This is a genomic window from Streptomyces sp. NPDC045021, from assembly GCF_056432645.1.
This window is the reverse complement of record NZ_JBWKIQ010000001.1, coordinates 1,546,213-1,567,442: the sequence shown is the minus strand read 5'-3', so window position 1 is coordinate 1,567,442 and position 21,230 is coordinate 1,546,213. Positions and strand designations below refer to the sequence as shown.

The following is a 21,230-nucleotide window of genomic DNA, read 5'->3' as shown; positions in this document are numbered from 1 at the left end:
ACTTGGGCTATTCAGTCGGCCCGCGGCACACGCGTCAAGAACTCCGGATGACCAGGAACGGACGTCCGGCAGAACTCACGCCGGTGACGTCAGGTCCAGTACGGAGGGGATTGCGGAAGTACGTCCGGAACCTCCGCGGGTGGAGCGGGAGCGGGCTTCGGGAAGCACTTGAACTCCAGCTTCTCCAGCGCGCGGACCATCTGGGCGGCGCTGAAGTCACGCGGGTCCTGTCGGGTGATGATCGCCCCCACCTGCTTGACGGGGTACGTGCGATTTCCGATCTTCACAGACTCGCCGGTGATGGGTTCGGGCTTGATCCCGCTCATCTTCTGCTCCACCTCGCTTGCCTGCAGATAGAAGGAGACTCCAGCGATGGTGCAGCGGATCATCATGCCTCAGCAAGGGCAGAAGGGACGTAACAGGTACTCCCACGTTGTCACATACCGGCACGATGGCACAGCTCCACCGGATAACGAAGCGGGCCCCGGCCCTGTGGACCGGGGCCCTATCGGGCCTGTGAACGAATTGCGGTAGGGGTCTCAGCCCAGCAGCTCGTAGGCCGGGAGGGTGAGGAAGTCGACGTACTCCTCGTCCAGCGCGGTCTGCAGCAGCAGGTCGTGCGCCTCGGTCCACTTGCCCGCGGCGAAGGCCTCGTCACCGACCTCGGCCCGGATCGCGGCCAGCTCCTGCGCGGCGACGCGCACCACCAGTTCGTGGGTGGCCTTCACCTGCTCGCCGTTGTGCTCGAACACCACACCCGCGTTGATCCACTGCCAGATCTGCGAGCGGGAGATCTCCGCGGTGGCGGCGTCCTCCATCAGGTTGAAGATGGCGACGGCGCCCAGCCCGCGCAGCCACGCCTCGATGTAGCGGGTGCCGACCTGGACCGCGCTCACCAGACCGTCGTACGTCGGCCTGGCGTCCAGCGAGTCGATGGCCAGCAACTGGTCGGCGGTGACGTGGACGTCCTCGCGCAGCCGCTCCTTCTGGTTCGGCCGGTCGCCGAGGACCGCGTCGAAGGAGGCGCGGGCGATCGGCACCAGGTCGGGGTGGGCCACCCAGGAGCCGTCGAAGCCGTCGCCGGCCTCGCGGTCCTTGTCGGCCTTGACCTTCTCGAAGGCGACCTTGTTGACCTCGGCGTCACGGCGCGAGGGGATGAACGCGGCCATCCCGCCGATCGCGTGCGCGCCGCGCTTGTGGCAGGTGCGCACCAGCAGCTCGGTGTACGCGCGCATGAAGGGCGCGGTCATGGTCACCGCGTTGCGGTCCGGCAGGACGTACTTCTCGCCGCCGTCGCGGAAGTTCTTCACGATGGAGAAGAGGTAGTCCCAGCGGCCGGCGTTCAGGCCCGCGGCGTGGTCGCGCAGCTCGTAAAGGATCTCCTCCATCTCGAACGCGGCGGTGATCGTCTCGATGAGCACGGTCGCGCGGACGGTGCCCTGCGGGATGCCCACGTACTCCTGCGCGAAGACGAAGATCTCGTTCCACAGCCGCGCCTCGAGGTGCGACTCGGTCTTGGGCAGGTAGAAGTACGGACCCTTGCCCTTGGCGATCAGCCGCGTCGCGTTGTGGAAGAAGTACAGCCCGAAGTCGACAAAGGCACCGGGGACGGCCTCGCCGTCGACGGTCAGATGCCGCTCCTCCAGGTGCCAGCCGCGCGGGCGCATGACGACGGTGGCGAGCGTGGCCTCGTCCTTCAGCGCGTACGACTTGCCCTGCTCGGTGGAGAAGTCGATCCGGCGCTCGTAGGCGTCGATCAGATTGACCTGGCCGCCGACGACGTTCTCCCAGGTGGGAGCGGAGGCGTCCTCGAAGTCGGCGAGCCAGACCCTGGCGCCGGAGTTCAGCGCGTTGATGGTCATCTTGCGGTCGGTGGGACCGGTGATCTCGACGCGGCGGTCGTTGAGCGCGGCCGGGGCCGGGGCCACCTGCCACTCTCCCGCGCGGACATGTGCGGTGTCCGCGAGGAAGTCCAGGGTGCCGGTACGGGCGATCTCGGCGCGGCGCTCCTTGCGGAGCGCGAGCAGCTCGGCTCGGCGCGGGGCGAAGCGTCGGTGCAGCTCGGCGATGAAGGTCAGAGCCTGCTGCGTCAGCACCTCCTCCGCGCGGGGGACGGGGGGTGCGTCGTCTGCGACGACGGCCGCCGAGGACGGCACTGCTGCGGACATGGCTGACTCCTCTAGGGGACAAAGGGTGCCGAGCGGCCGCCGGGTCGTGGCCCTGGCACGGGGTGCCGGGCCGTACCGGAATACGGGCGCTTCTGCGAGGTGGAGCATAGTATCCGCATTGCGGAAGATCAACGTTTTGTGGCACGCCGTGCAGCGGACGGATCTGCCGATCCGCTGCGGGGCCGCAGAAGGTGCAGGTCATCAGGGGTGTCGATATCGGCGGGGTCGGCGATGTCACCGCACTCGACGAGAGTGATCTCCTCCTCGTGGAGTTTCAGGTACTCGCGGGCCCCCTGATCGGCGGGCGCGCTGTCCGCGATGTCCGCCCAGCGGTCCGCGCCGAACAGCACCGGATGGCCGCGCCGCCCCCCGTACGAGGCCGCCGCCAGGCTCGACGGGCCCCGGTACGCGTTGATGACCCGGGCGACCGCCCCCGCGCCGATCCCCGGCTGGTCCACCAGCGCCACCACGACCGCCTGCGCCCCGGTACCCGCCCGCTGCGCTTCCGTATCCGCCAGCGACCGCAGACCGGCCCGCAGCGACGAGCCCATGCCGCCGGCCCAGTCCGGGTTGTCAACCAGGACGCAGCCCGCCAGATCGGCCCGCTCGCGCACCTCGCCGGCAGCCGCCCCGAGCACGATGTGCACCGGCCCGCACCCCGCCTCGCGCAGCCCGCGCACCGCGTGCTCGACGAGCGGGCGGCCCGCGTACTCCAGCAGCGCCTTCGGCCGGCCGCCCAGCCGCCGGCCGCCACCGGCCGCGAGCAGCAGACCGGCGATGGAGGGAATGGTGGCGGAATCGCTCGGTGCGATGGGTTTCATGCTTCCTCCCTACAGGACGCGGCGGCCGGAGGCGAAGAGGTACACAACGGGCGTTTGGGATCGCGGAGGCGGGCGTACCGCGGGTTTCGGTAGGCTCGGCGCCGTAAGGGACGGGTATTCGCAGGCCAAGGGGCAGACGTGACGAATCATCAGCAGGAACCGGTGCCCGCCACCGTGACGGACAACGCGCCCCCGGATCCTGAGGTCTTCCAACCGCTCACGGACGACGACCCGAAGACCGTTGCCGGATACCTGCTCAGCGCCCGCCTCGGCGCCGGTGGCATGGGCAAGGTGTACCTCTCCTACACGCCCGGCGGCCGGCCGGTGGCGATCAAGGTCATCCGTCCCGAGTTCGCCGAGGACCCCGAGTTCCGCCGCCGGTTCCGCCAGGAGGTGTTGGCCGCGCAGCGCGTGCAGGGCCTCTACACCGCACCGGTGATCGACAGCGACACCGAGGGCCCGCACCCGTGGCTGGCCACCGCCTACGTCGCGGGCCCCTCGCTGCACGCCGCGGTCGCCGATCACGGCGCGATGCCGGTGCCGACCGTTCTGCTTCTCATCGCCGGCATCGCCGAAGCGCTGCAGGTGATCCACCACGCGGGCATCGTGCACCGGGACCTCAAGCCGTCCAACGTGCTGCTCGCGGTCGACGGGCCGCGCGTCATCGACTTCGGCATCGCGCGGGCCGCCGACACCACCGCGCTCACCGGCACCGGTGTCAGCGTCGGCACCCCGTCCTTCATGTCCCCCGAGCAGGCGGCCGGTACGAGCTGCACACCGGCCACCGACATCTTCGCGCTCGGCCAGATCGCGGCCTTCGCCGCGATGGGCGGCGCCGCGTTCGGCGACGGCCCCTCGCACGCCGTCCTCTACCGGATCGTGCACGAGGAGCCGGACCTGTCCGAGCTGCCGGGCGAGCTGCGCGAGATCGTCACCCGCTGCCTCATCAAGGACCCGACGCTGCGGCCGTCCACCGCCCAGATCATCGCGATGTGCGGCCAGGCGTCCAAGGACCCGGCGCTGCGCCGTCCGGACGGCTGGCTGCCGCAGTCGTACGCCGCGGACCTGACGCAGGCGGCCGCGCCGGCGCCGCAGCCGGTCCAGCCTCCCGCCCCGCCGTCGACCCCGCAGCCGGGTCATCCGCCCACCCAGGCGGTGCCCCCGTCCGCGCCCCCACTGCACCCGCCGACCCAGCCGGTGAACCACCAGCCGGTCCACCCGCCGCAGGCGCACCAGCAGCCCGGCCACCCGCAACCCGGTCGGCAGCAGCCTGGTCAGCAGTCGTTCCAGCAGCCGACGCAGCCGGTGCACCCGCAGGCGATGCACCCGCAGCAGCCCCGGCCCCCGGTGGGCGGCTACGCGTACCCGCCCACCCACGGCCCCGGCAGCCCCGGTGGCTTTCTGCCCCTGCCGCCGAAGAAGAAGAAGACGGGCCTGATCATCGCGGGGGTCGTCGTCGCGCTCCTGATCAGCTCCGCCGTGTACTCGGCCGTCCAGAAGAACGACAACAAGGACTCGCCGAGCGCCCAGGGCGGCAAGAGCAGCTCGGCGCCGTCCGCCACCGGCGGCACCAACGGGAACGGGAACGGGAACGGGAACGGGCAGAGCTCGGCTCCGGTGGATCCCAAGCCCCTCTCGTACACCGGCCTCGACATCCCGGCCGACTACACACTGACCTTCGCCGACGAACCGCCGCGCCCGAAGAGGACGGAGGTGGGCGTGTACTACGACGGGGACTTCGGCTACTCGACGGACCACATCGTGGGCGCGGCCGTCGCCACCCACCAGGGCAAGAACACCCTGGCGCTCGTGATGCCCGGCGAACCCGCGACCCTGGCCGGCTGCCGCGCCAACACGCGATACGCCGAGTCGATCAAGAAGGACGCGCTGTCCAAGGGATCGAAGATCTGTGTGACGACCAAGGCGGGGCACATCGGACTGGTGACCATCCGTGGTTTCTCGTCGGCGGGGACAAGTAGCGAATACGTCACCGTGGATCTCACCCTGTGGCGCAACGCCAACCCGCCGCAGGACTGACCGCCCCGGAATTGTCGTCAAGTCGCTTGCCGCACAAGGAAGTTGGCGCGGATTTCGTCGTCCGTATGGCGTCCCGCGCATCGGTTCGCGTTAACTGGGCGCGCCCCGGACTCGCACCGGGGCGCGCGCGGGGGCGCTGGGGGGCGCGCTCGCCGAGGTGTGGGAGGTGGGGGGTGAGGTCGGTGAACGATGAGAGCTGCGGTGGGGCCGCACGGACGGCGGCGGGCATCGGGGCGGCGGACATCAGGGGGGCGGAAGCGTCCGGCGCGGACGATCCCCGGGTGACGGCGCTGCGCCTGTCGGTCGCCCGGGTGCGCCGGGAGCTGGCCGCCCTGCGGTCGGAGTTACCGGACCGAGCGATTGCCGAGGACGAGCTGGGCGCGCTGGCCAATGCCGCGGACGCCGGGATCCTGGAGATCGACCGGATGCGGCACTCGCTGCTGCTGGTCGCGGCGGCGCTGGGCTCGGTGAGCGCGCTAGCAGTGGCCCTGGCCGAGTTGCGCAGGGCCGTCGACCTCTTCGGGTCAGGCTCCGGTGCCGGCCCCGGCGCTGGCGAGGGCGCGTGACAGCTGCCTGGCGATGTCCTGCAGGATCGGGATGATCTTCTCCGTGGCGACCTCGGTCACCCGGCCCGCGGGGCCGGAGATCGAGATGGCCGCGGCGGTGGGGGAGTCGGGGACGGTGACCGCGAGGCAGCGGACCCCGATCTCCTGCTCGTTGTCGTCCACCGCGTAGCCGGCCTCGCGGATCTTCTCCAGCTCGCTTATGAAGTCGTCCGCGTTGGTGATCGTCTTCTCGGTCGCGGCGGGCATCCCGGTGCGGGCGAGCAGCGCCCGGACCTCCTCCGGCGGCACGTGTGCCAGCAGCGCCTTGCCCACGCCGGTGGAGTGCGGCAGCACCCGCCGTCCGACCTCGGTGAACATCCGCATGGAGTGCCGGGACGGCACCTGTGCGACGTAGACGATCTCGTCCCCGTCGAGCAGCGCCATGTTCGCCGTCTCTCCGGTCGTCTCGACCAGCTCGGCGAGGAAGGGGCGGGCCCAGGTGCCGAGCAGCTTGGCGGAGCTCTCGCCGAGCCGGATCAGGCGCGGACCGAGCGCGTAGCGACGGTTCGGCTGCTGCCGTACGTAGCCGCAGTCGACCAGGGTGCGCATCAGCCGGTGGATGGTGGGCAGCGGGAGCCCGCTACTGGCGGAGAGCTCGCTCAAACCGACCTCGCCGCCCGCGTCGGCCATCCGCTCAAGCAGGTCGAAGGCGCGTTCGAGCGACTGAACGCCTCCTGCGCGGTCTGACGACACGTGCGATCTCCTCTGAGCGGTAGATGATTGAGGGGAAGCCTACCGGCCGACCCCGGCTAATTGATCTCTTGAGAGCCTTCTCCTGTAGCTACCTACGGAGGCTGTGGCGAAATGTGAATTCCGCTTTGTGGAATCTTACATGGCCTTGACGGTTCACCGCCCTGTCCTGCACATTCGTTCAACAGAACGTTGAAATTTCGCTCGGTGGAAGACTCGTTCGATCACGCTCGGTCTCGCTCGGTGGAAGAAACAGGAAGGGGAGGGCACGTGGTGGAACTGGTCCTGCGCTCGACTCGGGTCGTCACGCCCGAGGGGGAGCGCCCGGCCGCGGTCGCGGTCAGCGGCGGCACGATCGCCGCTGTGTGGGCGTACGACGCCGACGTCCCGGAGGGGGCCCGGCTCGTCGACCTCGGCGACGACGCTCTGCTCCCGGGCCTGGTCGACACCCATGTGCACATCAACGACCCCGGCCGCACCGAGTGGGAGGGCTTCGCCTCCGCGACCCGCGCCGCCGCCGCCGGCGGCATCACGACCCTGGTCGACATGCCGCTCAACAGCATCCCGCCGACCACGACCGTCGAGAACCTCGCCGTCAAACAGGACACCGCGCGCGGCAAGGTGCACACCGACGTCGGATTCTGGGGCGGCGCCGTCCCCGGCAACGTCAAGGACCTCCAGCCGCTGCACGACGCCGGCGTCTTCGGCTTCAAGTGCTTCCTGCTGCACTCCGGCGTCGACGAGTTCCCGCAGCTCTCCCCGGCGGAGCTGGAGGACGCCCTCACCGAGATCTCCCGCTTCGACGGGCTGCTGATCGTCCACGCCGAGGACCCCCAGCTCATCGACGGCGCTCCGCAGCGCAGCGGCCCGCACTACGCGGACTTCCTCGCCTCCCGGCCCCGCGTCGCCGAGGACGCCGCCATCGAGGGGCTCATCGCCCTCGCCAAGCGGCTGAACGCCCGGGTGCACGTGCTGCACCTGTCGTCGAGCGACGCGCTGCCGCTCATCGCCGCGGCGAAGCGCGAAGGCGTCAAGCTCACCGTCGAGACGTGCCCGCACTTCCTCACCCTCACCGCAGAGGAAGTCCCGGACGGCGCCACCGAGTTCAAGTGCTGCCCGCCGATCCGCGAGGCCGCCAACCAGGACGCCCTCTGGGAGGGCCTGGCCGACGGCACGATCGACTGCATCGTCTCCGACCACTCGCCGTCCACGATCGAGCTCAAGGTGAAGGAGACCGGCGACTTCGCCGCCGCCTGGGGCGGCATCTCCTCGCTCCAGCTCGGGCTGCCCGCCATCTGGACCGAGGCCCGCCGCCGCGGCCACAGCGTCTCCGACGTCGCCCGCTGGATGTCCAAGGCGCCCGCCGCCCTCGTCGGGCTCTCCACCAAGGGCGCCATCGCCGTCGGCTACGACGCCGACTTCGCGGTCCTCGCGCCGGACGAGACGTTCACCGTCGACCCCGCCGAGCTCTACCACCGCAACCGCATCACCGCCTACGCCGGCAAGACCCTGTACGGCGTCGTCCGCAGCACCTGGCTGCGCGGCGAACCGATCGCCGAGAACGGCGTGACCAACGAGCCCACCGGCCGCCTCATCACCCGGGAGAACGCATGACCTCCATGACTTCCTTCACTGGCGATGCGCGGCCGTTCGGTGGGGGTGATCCGTATGCGGATTACCGTCGTGCGGAGTTGCCGTTCACGGATCTGGTGGATCTGGCGGATCGGCGGTTGGGTGCGGGGGTGATCGCGGCGAACGACGAGTTCTTCGCGGAGCGGGAGAATCTGCTGATCCCGGAGCCGGCGCATTTCGATCCGGAGCACTTCGGGCACAAGGGCAAGATCATGGACGGGTGGGAGACCCGCCGCCGCCGGGGTACGGGCACCGATACCCCGCATCCGGTTGACGCGGATCATGACTGGGCGTTGATCCGGTTGGGCGCGCCGGGGGTGATCCGCGGGATCGTGGTGGACACCGCGCACTTCCGGGGCAACTACCCGCAGTCCGTCTCGATCGAGGCGACCGCGCACTCACTGTCGGCGTCGCCGGAAGACCTGCTGGCGGACGGTGTGGAGTGGACGACGATCGTGCCGCGTACCCCGGTGGGGGGTCATGCGGCGAACGGGTTCGTGGTGGAGGTGGATCGGCGGTTCACGCATCTGCGGTTGAACCAGCACCCGGACGGTGGGGTGGCCCGGCTGCGGGTGTATGGGGAGGTGGCTCCGGATCCGGGGTGGTTGGCGGAGCTGGGCACCTTCGACCTGGTGGCGTTGGAGAACGGCGGCACGGTGGAGGACGCGTCGGATCGTTTCTACTCCTCGCCGGTCAACACGATCCTGCCAGGCCGCTCGCGGAAGATGGACGACGGGTGGGAGACGCGCCGGCGCCGGGATAAGGGCAATGACTGGGTGCAGTACCGCCTGGTGGCGCAGGGCGTGATCCGGGCGGTGGAGATCGACACCGCGTATCTGAAGGGGAACTCGGCGGGTTGGGCTGCGCTGTTCGTGCAGAACGACGGGTCGGACGAGTGGACCCAGCTGCTGCCCCGCACCAAGCTCCAGCCCGACACCGTGCACCGCTTCCTGGTCAACCCGGTCCCGGCCACGCGGGTGCGGATCGACATCTTCCCCGACGGCGGCATCTCCCGCCTGCGCCTGCACGGCTCCCTGACCGCACGCGGAGCGGAGCAACTCACCACCCGCACCGAAGAAATCAGCTGAACGCAGGCTGTTTGTAGGTACGTTGACCGCCCCCGGCCGAGCATCGGCCGGGGGCGGTCGGCGTGGGTGACACGCCAGGCCGTTCAGGCCGACTTGTGACGGTGGCACCTCCATGGTGAGCGGCACTGGCGACTGACATAGCCTGTGGCGCGTCGACGAAGCATGACCACCCGTGGGGGACCTCTCGTGAGCACCGTCAAGCCCGTTCGTATGTCCTTCCGGGTACTGCGAAACAACCGCCGTCTGCTGGTGTTCCCGCTGCTCAGCGGTGTTGCGCTGGTGCTGATAGCCGGCGGCGTGGCGGTGCCGACGCTCCTTCTGGACGGGGCCGAGTCGTCGCCGTCCACCTTCGACGCCATCTACGTGGGCGTCGGCTATCTCCTGCTGGGATTCGTGCTCACGCTCTGCAGCGCCGCGATGATCTGCGCGGTCGACGACGTGCTGCGGGGAGAGCCGGTCCGGATCGGCGCGAACTGTAGCCGAGCGTTGCGCCACTGGCGACGGCTGCTGGCGTGGAGTCTGCTCAGCACGACGGTTCTGCTGCTCATCCGACAGCTGGAGCGGATCCCGGTCGTCGGCTGGATCCTGGGCGAACTGTTCAGCGCCGGCTGGGCCGTCGCCACCTACCTGGCGCTGCCGGCCATGATGATCGACGGCCTCGGGGTGGTCGAGGGCACCCGGCGGTCGGCGCGGATGCTGCGCGAGACGTTCTCCCGGCAGGTGTACGGCTCGCTGTGGATCGCGCTGCCGATGGTCCTCGCAGTGATCGTCGGATTTGTGGCATTCATGCTCGGAGTGGAGTCGAACAGCATGGGGCCCGCCATCGCGGGCGGCCTGTTCGCCGCCCTGCTGCTGATCTGCACGCTGCTGGTAGGCGCCACGGTCTCCGGGATCTTCCGCACGATGCTCTACCGGGACGCCGCGGCTGCAGCGTAATCCTTCGGCTCGGGGGGCCTCGGGGGGTTCGGGCGGGGCGGGGGATGGCCCCGGCGCTGCGCTCCCCTTGTCGCCGGATGGAGCTCGCGGCCGGTTGAGGGTCCGGCATCCGTCCTCCCCGTGCGGGACGGATGCCGGGCGCCGGTTTCAGGCCGCGCGGCGGGCGCGGCGGTGGTGGGCGGCGATGATGTCGGCGTAGCGGCGGCCGCTGCCCTTGATGGTGCGCTTCTGCGTCGGGTAGTCGACGTGGATCAGGCCGAAGCGCTTGTCGTATCCGTAGGCCCACTCGAAGTTGTCCAGCAGCGACCAGGCGAAGTAGCCGGCCAGCGGGGCGCCGCGGCGTACCGCTCGGGCGCAGGCGGCGAGGTGCTCCTCCAGGTAGGCCTGCCGCTCGGGGTCGTCGACCTGGCCGTCGGGGCCGACGGTGTCGGGGTAGGCCGAGCCGTTCTCGGTGACGAAGATCCGCTGGGCCCCGTACTCCTCGGAGACGCGGACGAGCAGCTGCTCCAGGCCGTCGCCGTACACCTCCCAGTCCATCGCCGTGCGCCGGACGCCCGGCAGGTAGACCTGCTTGGCGCGCGGCGGCAGGCCGGTGGGGTCGTCGGCGATGACGTTGCGGAAGTAGTAGTTGACGCCGAGCCAGTCGAGCGGGGCCGCGATGCTGTCGAGGTCGCCGACCTGGATCGGGAGGTCGACGCCGTACAGGTCGACCATGTCCTGCGGGTAGCCGCGGCCGTGGATCGGGTCGAGCCACCAGCGGTTGGTGTGGCCGTCGGCGCGGATCGCGGCGGCCTGGTCGGCCTCGCGGTCGGTGGCCGGCTCGCAGGGGCTGAGGTTGTTGACGATGCCGATGCGGGCGTTCGGGTTGGCGGCGCGGATCGCCTGGACGGCGAGCCCGTGCCCCAGGTGCAGGTGGTACGAGGAACGGACCGCGGCCGTGATGTCGGTGAGGCCGGGCGCCATCTTGCCTTCGAGATGGCCGATCCAGGACGAGCAGAGCGGCTCGTTGAGCGTCGCCCAGTCGTTGACGCGGTCGCCGAGGGCCTCGGCGACCACCGAGGCGTACTCGCCGAACCGTTCCGCGGTCTCGCGCTCCGGCCAGCCGCCCCGGTCCTGCTGGGCCTGTGGGAGGTCCCAGTGGTAGAGGGTCGGGAAGGGGGTGATGCCCGCTTCGAGGAGGGAGTCGGTGAGCCGGTCGTAGAAGGCGAGTCCCGCCGCGTTGACCTGCCCGCCGCCCTGCGGCATGACGCGGGGCCAGGCGATGGAGAACCGGTAGGCGTCCAGGCCGAGATCGCCCATGAGGGAGATGTCCTCGGGTACCCGGTGGTAGTGGTCGCAGGCCACGTCGCCGGTGTCACCGTCCGCCACCTTGCCCGGGGTGTGGGAGAAGGTGTCCCAGATCGAGGGGGCCCGGCCGTCCTCGTCCACCGCGCCTTCTATCTGGTAGGCGGCGGTGGCCGCGCCCCAGATGAAGTCGGCGGGGAGAGCGCTGAGGTCGTTCACGAGCAGCCTTTCGGTGGTGGTCACTTGACGGCGCCGGCGGTCAGTCCGACGACCAGGTAGCGCTGGAGCAGCAGGAATCCGGCGACCACGGGCACGCTCACGACGAGTGAGGCGGCCATGACCTGATTCCAGTACACGTCGGTCTGGGTGGCGTATCCCTGCAGGCCGACGGCGAGGGTGCGGGTGGTGTCGTTCGTCATGACCGACGCGAAGAGCACCTCGCCCCAGGCCGTCATGAAGGCGTACACCGACACCGCGACGATGCCGGGGACCGCGGCCGGGACGACGACGCGGAAGAGCGCGCCGAGCGGGCCGCAGCCGTCCACCATCGCGGCCTCGTCGAGATCGCGCGGGATGGAGTCGAAGTAGCCGACGAGCATCCAGATGGAGAAGGGGAGCGAGAACGTCAGATAGGTGAGGATGAGGCCGCCGCGGCTGCCGTACAGGGCGATCCCCGTCGAGTTCCCGATGTTGACGAAGATCAGGAAGAGCGGGAGGAGGAAGAGGATGCCCGGGAACATCTGGGTGGAGAGCACCGTCACCGTGAAGAACTTGCGGCCCTTGAAGCGGTAGCGGCTGACGGCGTACGCGGCGAAGATCGCCACGGCCACCGAGGCCACGGTCGCGCTGACCGAGACGATCACCGAGTTCACGAAGTACTTGGCGAGCGGGACCGTGTGCCAGATGTCGATGTACGGCCGGAACGTGAAGCCGCTCGGGATCCACTTGAAGGAACCCTGCACGTCCTGCAGCGGCTTCAGCGAGGAGCTGAGCATCACGTACACCGGGGCGAGCGTGAAGACCGTGAGCAGGGTGAGGAAGATCCGCCGGGTCCAGATGAACGACTTCGGCTGCGCCATCGGTGATGGGTGAGGGGGTTTACGCATCGGCCGCATCCCTCCTGCGTGACGTGACGAGCAGATAGATGGCCGTGACGAACAGCAGGAACAGCAGCAGGAGTACGGACATGGCCGAGCCGGAGCCGAAGTTCCAGGTGATGAAGGAGGACTGGTAGATGTGGATGGAGATCAGGTCGGCGGCCTCCGGCGCCGATCGGCCGAACAGCACGTACGGGGTGTTGAAGTCGTTGAACGTCCACAGGAAGAGCACCAGCACCAGCACCTGGTTGACCGGCCGCAGCGACGGCAGGGTGATCCGGCGGATCTGCTGCCAGACGCCCGCGCCGTCCATCGACGCCGCCTCGTACAGCTCGCGCGGGATGTTCTGCAGCCCGGCCATCAGGCACAGGAAGGCGAACGGCCACGAGCGCCATACGGAGACGGTGACGAGGGCGGTGAAGCTGTTGTCGCCGATCAGCCAGAACGACCGCTCGGAGGTGAGGTGCAGCTGGTCGTGGATCACGTGGTTGATCAGGCCCGTGTCGCGCTGGAACATGAACGACCAGGTGATGACGGCCGCGTAGACCGGCAGCGCGTACGGGACCAGGAAGATCGCCCGCAGGAATCCCCGGCCGCGGAAGGCGTCCTGCATGAGGATCGCCGCCGCGGTGCCGAGGAGCCAGGACAGCCCCACGGCGAGGACGGTGAAGCACAGCGTGACCCAGAACGAGTGCAGTAGTGCCTGGCCGACCGGGGCGTCGAAGTCCACCGCCACGCGGTAGTTGTCCAGGCCGGCCCAGGGCGCCGCGCCCCAGTCGCGGATGAAGAACTGGGTCAGCTGTTTGAAGCTCATCACGATGCCGACGATCATCGGGATGAGGTGGATCAGGAGTTCGAGCAGGAGCGCGGGAAGCAGGAGCAGGTAGGGCAGGCCGATCCGGCGCAGTCGCGCGATCACGAGGCCGGCATCTGCTGCTGGGCCTTGGTGAGGGCGGCCTTCACGGAATCGGTGGTGACGTCCTTGCCTGAGGCGGCCTGCGCGAAGAGCTCCTTCATCGCGGTGCCGACGAGCGTCTCGAACTGGCTCTCGTTGGGGACCTGCGGCAGCGGGGCGGCGCTCTTGGCGAGCACCTCGGCCAGCGTCTTCAGGTCGGGGGTGGAGAACGCCGGGTCGCTCTGCGCGTCCTTGACCGGCGGCAGTGAGCCGTAGGTGGCGTTGAGGATCTTCTGCTCGGCGGGGCTGGTCATGAAGTTGACGAACTTCAGGGAGCCGTCGAGGTTCTTGGAGTTCTTGAAGACGGCGAGGTTGATGCCGGCGACCATCGAGTTGACGGCCGTCGCACCGGTGGCGCCCGCGGTCTGGAACGGAACCGGCGCCACGCCGTAGTCTTCGGGCTTCATGCCGTGGGACTTCAGCGAGGAGGCGGCGGCCTGCCACATCAGCATGCCGGCCTTGCCGGTCGCGAAGTCGGCGAGGGACTGGTTGGCGGCGTACTCGGCGTTGCCGGGTGCCGCGATCTTGTCCTTGCCGATGAAGTCGATGTACTGCTTGACGGCGGCGACGTTCTCCGGGGTGTCGAACGTGGCCTTGCCGGAGGCGTCGAAGAAGTCCGAACCGTGCTGCTTGGCGAGGACGAAGGCGTGGTGGATGTTCTCCGAGCCGTTGCCGCCCTCGACGGCGAGGCCGTACTTGCCGTCCTTGGTGAGCTTCTTGCCGTCGGCGACCAACTCGTCCCACGTCGTGGGCGGGGCGGCTATGCCCGCGTCGGCGAACATCTTCTTGTTGTAGTAGAGCCCGTAGGCCAGCGAGTACAGCGGGACGGCGGCCGGGTCCTTGCCCTGCGCGCCGGCCGCGGCGAGCGCGGCGCTGACGAAGCGGTCCCTGCCGCCGATCTTCGAGAAGGTGGCGGCGTCGAACGGGAGCAGCGCGCCGGTGGCCTGGAGCGAGGCGGACCAGGTGTTGCCGATGTTCAGCACGTCCGGGCCCTGGCCCGAAGTGGCCGCGGCCAGGATTCTGTTGAGCAGGTCGGACCAGGGGACGACCTCCAGCTTGACCTTGATCCCGGTCTGCTGCTCGAACTTCTTGAGCTCGGGTTCCAGGACCTGCTTGTCGTTCTCCAGGCTGGTGCCCTGGTTGCTCGCCCAGTAGGTCAGCGTCTTGGGGCTGCTGTTGCCGCCGCTGTCGTTGCTGCTGGAGCCGCCGCCGCAGGCGGAGGCGGTGAGTGCCATCGCTGCGGCGATGGCGGTGGCCGCGACTGCCCGGTGGTAGGTACGCATGACGGTCCCCTCTCAGGGGTGGGATCGCTACGGGAACGTGAACGGGACGGGTCTGGTCTGGTGCGGAACCTGACAGGAACGGGTCCGAAAGACGTCAGGAACGGGTCTGGAACGGGTGTGGATCGGGTCGGGAACGGGTCTCGATCGGTTCAAGAAGTGAACAGGCGCCGTGTCTTATTTCAGGGCGTGATTTAACTTGTGAGAAAAGGTGGCGTCAAGACTTCGCGCACCGATAGATTTCAGCCGGGGAGCCAGGGGAGGAGGACCGGATGGCAGATCGAGGCAAACGAACCGTGCGTGACCTGCGGCGCGGCAACCGGTCGGCGCTGCTGCGCCACCTGTATTTCGAAGGACCACTCAGTCGCCAGGAGTTGGGACGGGACTCCGGGCTGAGCGCGGGATCGATCAGCAATGTCGTCGGCGACCTGATCGCCGACGGGCTGGTCGAGGAGGCCGGCTCCGTCGATTCGGACGGCGGACGGCCGCGGATCCTGCTCAAGGTCGCCGCCGGTTACGGCTGCGTCGTGGGGGTGGACGTCGGCGAGACCCGGGTCAGGGTCGAGCTGTTCGACCTCGCCCTCACCGAACTCGCCGCGGCGGACCTGCCGCTGTCGGACAGCGGCCACGACGTCGACCACGTCGTACGGCTGATTCTCGACGGTCTGTCGGCCGTCGTGCGTGACGCCGGCATCTCCGAGAGCGATGTGCTCGGGGTGGGTGTCGGGGTCCCCGGCATCGTCGAGCAGGGTGACGGCGCCGGCGGATCGGGCGGTCCGGGTGGCCCAGGCGCTCCGGGCGGCTCGGGCGTCGACCTCGGCAGCGGCGAGGGCATCGTCGTGCACGGTCAGACCATCGGCTGGAACGCGGTCCCGTTCGGTCGCCTGCTGCGGGCCGGCACGGACCTGCCGCTGTACATCGACAACGGCGCGAAGACGCTCGGCCAGGCCGAGATGTGGTTCGGCGCGGGCCGCGGCGCGAGCAGCGCCGTCATCGCGCTGCTCGGCTCGGGGGTCGGCGCCTGCGTCGTCGCCGACGGCAAGCCGTACCGGGGAGCCACCAGCAGCGCGGGGGAGTGGGGCCACACCACGCTCCAGGTCGGCGGCCGGCTCTGCCGCTGCGGCGCCCGCGGCTGCCTGGAGGCCTACGTCGGCGCCGAGGCGCTGCTGGAACGCTGGGGTCGGGCCCCGGAGGGGCAGAGCGAGGAAGCGGGCCTCACCGCCCTGCTGACCGCCGCCGACCACGACCCGTCCGCGGCCGCGCTCCTTGCGGAGACCGCCGAGTACCTCGGCGCGGGCATCGCCGACCTGATCAATCTCTTCAATCCCGAGCGCATCGTGATCGGCGGCTGGGCCGGGCTCATGATCGGCCCCCGGCTGCTGCCGGCCGTCCGCGAGGCGGCGGTGGCCTATGCGCTGCACCACCCCTGCGCCCAGACCTCCATCGAGATGGGACGGCTCGGACCCGACGCGGTCACGGTCGGCGCGGCCACCCTGCCGCTGGCCAGACTCCTCGACTCGGGCGGCGCGCCATGGAACCGGAACCCAACCGTCCGGGAGGCCCGACTGGAGGTACGTTGACGAAGCGGGAGTCATCCCGACTGCTCCCGCCTCGTCGCACCTCGCCTCGCCAAGGAGTCCCGCCGTGACCCTGCAACAGCAGATCGTCGGCAATGCCATGCAGATGGCCGTATGCACCCTTCAACCAGGTCAGACGGTGTACTGCGAGGCCGGGAAGTTCCTGTTCAAGACGTCGAACGTCGCCATGGAGACCCGGCTGTCGGGACCGGGCGCCGCCCAGCAGGGCGGCGGCGCGGCCGGCGGCATGGGCGGCATGCTGCGCCAGGCCATGGGCACCGCCATGCAGGCGGGGCAGCGGGCCATGGCGGGCGAGAGCCTCGCCTTCCAGTACTTCTCCGCGTCCGGCGGCGAGGGCACCGTCGGCTTCGCCGGCGTGCTGCCCGGCGAGATGCGGGCCCTGGAGCTGGACGGCGCGCGGGCCTGGTTCGCCGAGAAGGACGCCTTCGTGGCCGCCGAGTCGACCGTCCACTTCGGTATCGCCTTCCAGGGCGGACGGTCCGGTCGCAGCGGCGGTGAGGGCTTCATCCTGGAGAAGTTCACCGGACACGGCACCGTGATCATCGCGGGCGCCGGGAACTTCATCGACCTCAACCCGGCGGACTTCGGCGGCCGGATCGAGGTCGACACGGGCTGCATCGTGGCCTTCGAGGAGGGCATCGAGTACGGGGTGCAGCGGATCGGCGGCCTCGACCGGCAGGGACTGATGAACGCGGTCTTCGGCGGCGAGGGGCTGTCGCTGGCCACCCTGGAGGGCAACGGCCGCGTCATCCTGCAGTCGATGACGATCGAGGGCCTGGCCAACGCGCTGAAGAAGGCCCAGGGCGGCGACAAGCAGGGACCGACCGGCGGGCTGTTCTCCACCCACGCGGGCTGACCGTACGGTCGGCGCGGGGCTGACCTGATGGTCCCGCGTGCGCCGGCCGGACGGTCCCCCACACGTTCCCGCGCGAGTGCTCGCGGTCCGGGCGCGCCCGGTTAACTCCTGGAAAACAGTGCGTCGTTGGGATTGACGGGACCACGTCTACGCGCGTCATTGTGGTGCACATGAGAACCCCACGTCTCACACGTATCGGCGCGCTCGCCGTCCTCGCGGGCACCCTCCTCGTCGGCGGACCGGCGGTCGCCGCCTCTCCGGCCTCCCTCGCCCCCACCTCCGTCGCGGCCGGTTCGTCCGCCACGGTCTCGATCAACGCGGTCGGCAGCATCTGCTATTCGGCGCTGCCGTCGCAGGCCCACCACACGCTCGACCTCATCGACGCCGGCGGGCCGTTCCCGTACTCGCAGGACGGCGTCGTGTTCCGGAACCAGGAACACCTGCTGCCCAGCCACACCAGCGGTTACTACCACGAGTACACCGTCGTCACCCCCGGGTCGCCGACCCGCGGCGCCCGCCGGATCATCACCGGCCGGGCGGTCGACGAGGATTACTACACCGCCGACCACTACGCGTCGTTCAAGCTGGTCAAGTTCGGCTGCTGAGCTCTCACCCGACCCTGTCCGCACGAAGTCCGCACGAAGTCCGCACCAAGTGCGCGGGGCGTGCGCCGGACTCCCCTCCGGCGCCCGCCCCGCGCTTTCGCGTGTTACAGACCGGATACATCCCCGCGAACCGCAGGCATCGATGTCAGAGCCACCCGATAGCGTTCCGGGAGACGATGATTCGCCCCCGTTCCACAGCACCGAGGAAGGACGGCGATCCGCCGTGTACCGCTGGGAGATCACCCGGGCCGCGCTGGCCCAGCGGGTTTTCGCCATCGTTCGCAGCGAGAGCTACGACCAGGCCGCCGCGGTGGCCGACATGCTGCTCTCCGCCGGGCTGACCACGCTGGAGATCTCGCTCACCACGCCCTTCGCGCTCGAAGCCGTGACCACCCTCGTCCGCGAGGTCGGCGATGACGCGATCATCGGCGCGGGCACCGTACTGGACGCCACCTCCGCGCGGATGGCCGTCGACGCCGGAGCCCGCTTCCTTGTCTCGCCGAGCCTGGACGAGGGCGTGGTACGGACCGGCCACCGGTACGGCGTCCCGGTCTTTCCCGGCGTCGCGACCCCCACCGAGATGGTCCGCGCCATGGAACTCGGCGCGGACGCGCTCAAGCTCTTCCCCGCCTCCGGCTACGACCCCGGCTGGATCAAGGACGTGCGCGCCGCCCTCCCGCAGGCCGCCCTGCTGCCCGCCGGCGGCATCACGCTCGACACCGCACCGGAGTGGATCGCGGCGGGTGCCGTCGCCGTCGGCATGGGACCGGAGCTCACCGAAGGCGACCGCGACACCGTCGCCAAGCGCCTGACCGAGCTGCTGGCCCGCCTGGCGGACGCCCGCTGACGCGGCTCCGCCGTCCTCCTGCGGTACTCCTCCGCGCCCCCGCGTACTCCTCCGTGAGACGGAGGCGCTCTCCGCCGACAAGCGGCTACTGTGCGGAACAGGGCAAACCGGCCTGGCCAGGGGGAGGTTGTGGGTATGTCCGAGATCGTCGATCTGACCGCCTACGGCGAGGAGTTCACCGCCGATCCGTACCCGATCTACGCCAAGTTGCGGGAACAGGGCCCGGTCCACCGGGTCCGCACCGTCGACAACGGCGACCTGTGGCTCGTCGTCGGCCATGAGGCGGTGCGTTCGGCGCTCGCCGACCCCCGGTTCAGCAAGAGCTGGCGCACCTTGGACCCGCTCGCGGAACCGGGCGCCATCAGCGCCAACATGCTGGAGGCCGACGCGCCGCAGCACACCCGGCTCCGCAAGCTGGTGGCCAAGGAGTTCACCTCCCGCCGCGTCGAGGCGCTGCGCCCCCGCGTCCAGCAGATCACCGACGAACTGCTCGACGAGATGCTGCCGCTGGGCCGTGCCGACCTCGTCGACTCCCTCGCCTTTCCGCTCCCGATGACCGTCATCTGCGAGCTGCTCGGCGTCCCGTCGCTGGACCGCGACGCGTTCCGGCGCTGGTCCAACGTGATCGTCGGGCAGTCCGGCGGCGAGTCGGAGGCCGCCGCGGTGGAGGCCATGGGCGCCTACCTGGTGGAGCTCATCGAGGACAAACGGTGCAGCGCCCCTGCCGACGACCTCATGAGCGCCCTGATCCGCACCCGGCACGAGGACGGCGACCAGCTGTCGGCCGAGGAGCTCGTCGGCATGGCCTTCCTGCTCCTGGTCGCCGGGCACGAGACGACCGTCAACCTGATCTCCAACGGCGTACTGGCGCTGCTCCGGCACCCCGCCCAGCTCGCCGCGCTGCGCGCCGACCCCTCGCTGCTGGACGGCGCCATCGAGGAGATGCTGCGCTACGACGGGCCCGTCGAGACGTCCACGTGGCGGTTCACCGCCGAGCCGGTCGACATCGGCGGCACCGTCATCCCGCAGGGCCAGCCGGTCCTGGTCGCATTGGCCTCCGCGGACCGCGACCCGGAGCGCTTCGAGGAGCCCGACACCTTCGACATCCGCCGCTCCACCCAGGGCCATGTGGCGTTCGGCCACGGCATCCACTACTGCCTCGGCGCCCCGCTGGCCCGTATCGAGGGCCGGACCGCGATACGCACGCTCCTGGAACGCTGCCCGGACCTGGCGCTCGACACGGACCCCGCCACCCTCTCCTGGCGCGGCGGCATGCTGATCCGCGGCGTGCACCGGCTGCCGGTCCGCTACTAGGGTCTGCCCGGTACCAGGGTCTGTCCGGCCGGAGGCACGCCACCGGGTCCGGCGCCAGGTGCCCGCGGATCTAGAATCGGTCCCGATCAAGGCATCAGCAGCGCCGCTGACGCGCGTCCGAGTCGTATCGCGAGTCGTATCGGGAGGCCCAGAAGTGTCCGTTGTCGCCGTGCCGGGTTCGAAGTCGGTCACCGCCCGAGCGCTGTTCCTGGCCGCAGCCGCCGAGGGCACGACCACGCTCCGCCGGCCGCTGCTCTCCGACGACACGGACGGCTTCGCCGAGGGGCTGGCGAAGCTGGGCTACACGGTGGAGCGTGAGCCGGACCGGTGGCGGATCGAGGGCCGGCCCGCCGGCCCCGCCGTCGAGCGGGCGGACGTGTACTGCCGTGACGCGGCCACCGCCGCCCGTTTCCTGCCCGCGCTCGCCGCCGCCGGACACGGCACGTACCGCTTCGACGCCTCCGCCCAGATGCGCCGTCGGCCCGTCGCCCCGCTCACCGACGCCCTGCGGCGGCTCGGTGTCGAGCTGCGGCACGAGGAGGCCGAGGGCCACCTCCCGCTCACCGTCACCGCGTGCGGCATCAAGGGCGGCGACCTCGAACTCGACGCCAGCCTGTCGTCCCAGTTCCTCACCGCGATGCTGCTCGTCGCCCCGCTCACGGCCGAGGGCCTGCGGATCCGCGTCACCGGGCTCGTCTCCGCCCCGTACGTCGAGATCACCCTGGCGATGATGCGGAGCTTCGGCGTCGAGGTGCTGCGGGACGGCGACACGCTCACCGTCCCGCCCGGCGGCTACCGCGCCACCGACTACGACATCGAGCCCGACGCCTCCACCGCCAGCTACTTCTTCGCCGCCGCCGCGCTGACCGGCGCCTGCGCGACCGTGCCCGGCCTGGGAGCCGACGCGCTCCAGGGCGATCTGCGCTTCGTCGACATCCTGCGGCGGATGGGCGCCGAGGTGGAGACCGGCGCCGACGCCACCACGGTCACCGGCACCGGCCGGCTGTCCGGCATCACCGTCAACATGCGCGACATCTCCGACACCATGCCGACCCTCGCCGCCATCGCGCCGTTCGCCGACGGCCCGGTGCGCATCGAGGACGTCTACAACACCCGCGTCAAGGAGTGCGACCGGCTGGACGCGTGCGCCGAGAACCTCCGCCGCCAGGGCATCCGGGTCGAGACCGGGCGCGACTGGATCGAGATCCACCCCGGTACGCCCGTCGCCACCGAGATCGCCTGCCGCGGTGACCACCGCATCGCCATGAGCTTCGCCGTCGCCGGGCTGCGCACCCCGGGCGTCACGTTCGACGACCCGGGATGCGTGAAGAAGACCTTCCCCGAGTTCCACGAGGCGTTCGCGGCGCAGCGCCGCGCCTGGGGCGTCTGAGCCCCGTCCAAGGCAGGCGGCGCGCCC

General features: G+C 70.2%; 18 protein-coding genes and 1 pseudogene. 11 read left to right on the top strand and 8 right to left on the bottom strand.

Going from position 1 to position 21,230, the window contains the following annotated elements; translation table 11 throughout:
* Positions 1 to 89: 89 nt before the first annotated feature.
* From AC07DC_RS06970 to AC07DC_RS06960, 3 genes are all read right to left on the bottom strand, one after another.
* Positions 90 to 392, bottom strand: a complete 303-nt coding sequence (locus AC07DC_RS06970; RefSeq protein ID WP_285369838.1) for an SCO5918 family protein — start codon at positions 390 to 392, stop codon at positions 90 to 92.
* Between the two features lie 147 nt (positions 393 to 539).
* Positions 540 to 2,168, bottom strand: coding sequence for a malate synthase A (aceB, locus tag AC07DC_RS06965; protein WP_478912518.1), 1,629 nt, complete (start codon positions 2,166 to 2,168; stop codon positions 540 to 542).
* A gap of 128 nt (positions 2,169 to 2,296) precedes the next feature.
* The gene (locus tag AC07DC_RS06960; protein ID WP_478912516.1) at positions 2,297 to 2,989 is read right to left on the bottom strand and encodes a nucleotidyltransferase family protein; all 693 of its coding nucleotides are present in this window, start codon (positions 2,987 to 2,989) and stop codon (positions 2,297 to 2,299) included.
* 138 nt (positions 2,990 to 3,127) lie between these two features.
* Between AC07DC_RS06960 and AC07DC_RS06955 the strand changes: the two genes are divergently transcribed.
* Together AC07DC_RS06955 and AC07DC_RS06950 are read left to right on the top strand one after the other, a co-directional pair.
* Complete coding sequence (locus AC07DC_RS06955) at positions 3,128 to 5,026, top strand: serine/threonine-protein kinase (RefSeq protein WP_478912514.1); 1,899 nt, start codon at positions 3,128 to 3,130, stop codon at positions 5,024 to 5,026.
* Between the two features lie 182 nt (positions 5,027 to 5,208).
* Positions 5,209 to 5,592: a DUF5955 family protein gene (locus AC07DC_RS06950; protein WP_478912512.1), complete on the top strand. Its 384-nt coding sequence runs from the start codon at positions 5,209 to 5,211 to the stop codon at positions 5,590 to 5,592.
* On the opposite strand, the gene AC07DC_RS06945 is transcribed toward AC07DC_RS06950, so the two are convergent.
* A complete protein-coding gene (locus AC07DC_RS06945; protein WP_478912510.1) occupies positions 5,551 to 6,324 on the bottom strand; it encodes an IclR family transcriptional regulator in 774 nt (257 codons plus the stop codon). The two genes, AC07DC_RS06950 and AC07DC_RS06945, sit on opposite strands and share 42 nt — an antisense overlap.
* Before the next feature lie 267 nt (positions 6,325 to 6,591).
* Here AC07DC_RS06945 and allB point away from each other — a divergent pair, with 267 nt between their 5' ends.
* The 3 genes from allB to AC07DC_RS06930 all read left to right on the top strand — a co-directional run bounded on the left by allB (position 6,592) and on the right by AC07DC_RS06930 (position 9,977).
* Positions 6,592 to 7,935, top strand: a complete 1,344-nt coding sequence (gene allB / locus AC07DC_RS06940) for an allantoinase AllB (RefSeq protein ID WP_478912508.1) — start codon at positions 6,592 to 6,594, stop codon at positions 7,933 to 7,935.
* Positions 7,932 to 9,041 carry an allantoicase gene (gene alc, locus AC07DC_RS06935; RefSeq protein WP_478912506.1) on the top strand — a complete coding sequence of 370 codons (1,110 nt, stop codon included), beginning with the start codon at positions 7,932 to 7,934 and terminating at the stop codon, positions 9,039 to 9,041. Before allB ends, alc begins: the two co-directional genes overlap by 4 nt.
* Before the next feature lie 186 nt (positions 9,042 to 9,227).
* Positions 9,228 to 9,977, top strand: coding sequence for a DUF6159 family protein (locus AC07DC_RS06930; protein ID WP_478912504.1), 750 nt, complete (start codon positions 9,228 to 9,230; stop codon positions 9,975 to 9,977).
* A 147-nt stretch (positions 9,978 to 10,124) separates the two neighbouring features.
* On the opposite strand, the gene AC07DC_RS06925 is transcribed toward AC07DC_RS06930, so the two are convergent.
* The 4 genes and pseudogenes from AC07DC_RS06925 to AC07DC_RS06910 all read right to left on the bottom strand — a co-directional run bounded on the left by AC07DC_RS06925 (position 10,125) and on the right by AC07DC_RS06910 (position 14,596).
* On the bottom strand, positions 10,125 to 11,480 hold the full coding sequence (locus tag AC07DC_RS06925; RefSeq protein ID WP_478912653.1) for a GH1 family beta-glucosidase: 1,356 nt from the start codon (positions 11,478 to 11,480) through the stop codon (positions 10,125 to 10,127).
* A 20-nt stretch (positions 11,481 to 11,500) separates the two neighbouring features.
* Positions 11,501 to 12,340 carry a carbohydrate ABC transporter permease gene (locus tag AC07DC_RS06920; RefSeq protein ID WP_478912503.1) on the bottom strand — a complete coding sequence of 280 codons (840 nt, stop codon included), beginning with the start codon at positions 12,338 to 12,340 and terminating at the stop codon, positions 11,501 to 11,503.
* Between the two features lie 19 nt (positions 12,341 to 12,359).
* Positions 12,360 to 13,268 (bottom strand): annotated as a pseudogene (locus AC07DC_RS06915) (carbohydrate ABC transporter permease); the annotation flags it as partial.
* A 5-nt stretch (positions 13,269 to 13,273) separates the two neighbouring features.
* Entirely contained in the window at positions 13,274 to 14,596 is a 1,323-nt protein-coding gene (locus AC07DC_RS06910) for an ABC transporter substrate-binding protein (protein ID WP_478912501.1), read from the bottom strand.
* 269 nt (positions 14,597 to 14,865) lie between these two features.
* Between AC07DC_RS06910 and AC07DC_RS06905 the strand changes: the two genes are divergently transcribed.
* From AC07DC_RS06905 to aroA, 6 genes are all read left to right on the top strand, one after another.
* Complete coding sequence (locus AC07DC_RS06905) at positions 14,866 to 16,173, top strand: ROK family transcriptional regulator (protein WP_478912499.1); 1,308 nt, start codon at positions 14,866 to 14,868, stop codon at positions 16,171 to 16,173.
* Between the two features lie 64 nt (positions 16,174 to 16,237).
* Positions 16,238 to 17,047, top strand: coding sequence for an AIM24 family protein (locus tag AC07DC_RS06900; protein WP_478912497.1), 810 nt, complete (start codon positions 16,238 to 16,240; stop codon positions 17,045 to 17,047).
* Between the two features lie 170 nt (positions 17,048 to 17,217).
* The gene (locus tag AC07DC_RS06895) at positions 17,218 to 17,652 is read left to right on the top strand and encodes a guanyl-specific ribonuclease (protein WP_478912495.1); all 435 of its coding nucleotides are present in this window, start codon (positions 17,218 to 17,220) and stop codon (positions 17,650 to 17,652) included.
* A gap of 223 nt (positions 17,653 to 17,875) precedes the next feature.
* The gene (locus AC07DC_RS06890) at positions 17,876 to 18,499 is read left to right on the top strand and encodes a bifunctional 4-hydroxy-2-oxoglutarate aldolase/2-dehydro-3-deoxy-phosphogluconate aldolase (protein ID WP_478912493.1); all 624 of its coding nucleotides are present in this window, start codon (positions 17,876 to 17,878) and stop codon (positions 18,497 to 18,499) included.
* A gap of 135 nt (positions 18,500 to 18,634) precedes the next feature.
* Positions 18,635 to 19,813, top strand: a complete 1,179-nt coding sequence (locus AC07DC_RS06885) for a cytochrome P450 family protein (RefSeq protein ID WP_478912491.1) — start codon at positions 18,635 to 18,637, stop codon at positions 19,811 to 19,813.
* Positions 19,814 to 19,967: 154 nt separating this feature from the next.
* Positions 19,968 to 21,203 (top strand): 3-phosphoshikimate 1-carboxyvinyltransferase, encoded by a 1,236-nt coding sequence (aroA, locus tag AC07DC_RS06880; protein WP_478912489.1) that lies wholly within the window; start codon positions 19,968 to 19,970, stop codon positions 21,201 to 21,203.
* Positions 21,204 to 21,230 lie beyond the last annotated feature (27 nt).

Excerpts from the sequence above, each read along its gene's own strand:
- AC07DC_RS06970 (WP_285369838.1), bottom strand. The coding sequence starts at position 392 with ATGATGATCCGCTGCACCATCGCTGGAGTCTCCTTCTATCTGCAGGCA.
- aceB (WP_478912518.1), bottom strand. The coding sequence starts at position 2,168 with ATGTCCGCAGCAGTGCCGTCCTCGGCGGCCGTCGTCGCAGACGACGCA.
- AC07DC_RS06960 (WP_478912516.1), bottom strand. The coding sequence starts at position 2,989 with ATGAAACCCATCGCACCGAGCGATTCCGCCACCATTCCCTCCATCGCC.
- alc (WP_478912506.1), top strand. The coding sequence starts at position 7,932 with ATGACCTCCATGACTTCCTTCACTGGCGATGCGCGGCCGTTCGGTGGG.
- AC07DC_RS06920 (WP_478912503.1), bottom strand. The coding sequence starts at position 12,340 with ATGGCGCAGCCGAAGTCGTTCATCTGGACCCGGCGGATCTTCCTCACC.
- AC07DC_RS06910 (WP_478912501.1), bottom strand. The coding sequence starts at position 14,596 with ATGCGTACCTACCACCGGGCAGTCGCGGCCACCGCCATCGCCGCAGCG.
- AC07DC_RS06905 (WP_478912499.1), top strand. The coding sequence starts at position 14,866 with ATGGCAGATCGAGGCAAACGAACCGTGCGTGACCTGCGGCGCGGCAAC.
- AC07DC_RS06895 (WP_478912495.1), top strand. The coding sequence starts at position 17,218 with ATGAGAACCCCACGTCTCACACGTATCGGCGCGCTCGCCGTCCTCGCG.
- AC07DC_RS06885 (WP_478912491.1), top strand. The coding sequence starts at position 18,635 with ATGTCCGAGATCGTCGATCTGACCGCCTACGGCGAGGAGTTCACCGCC.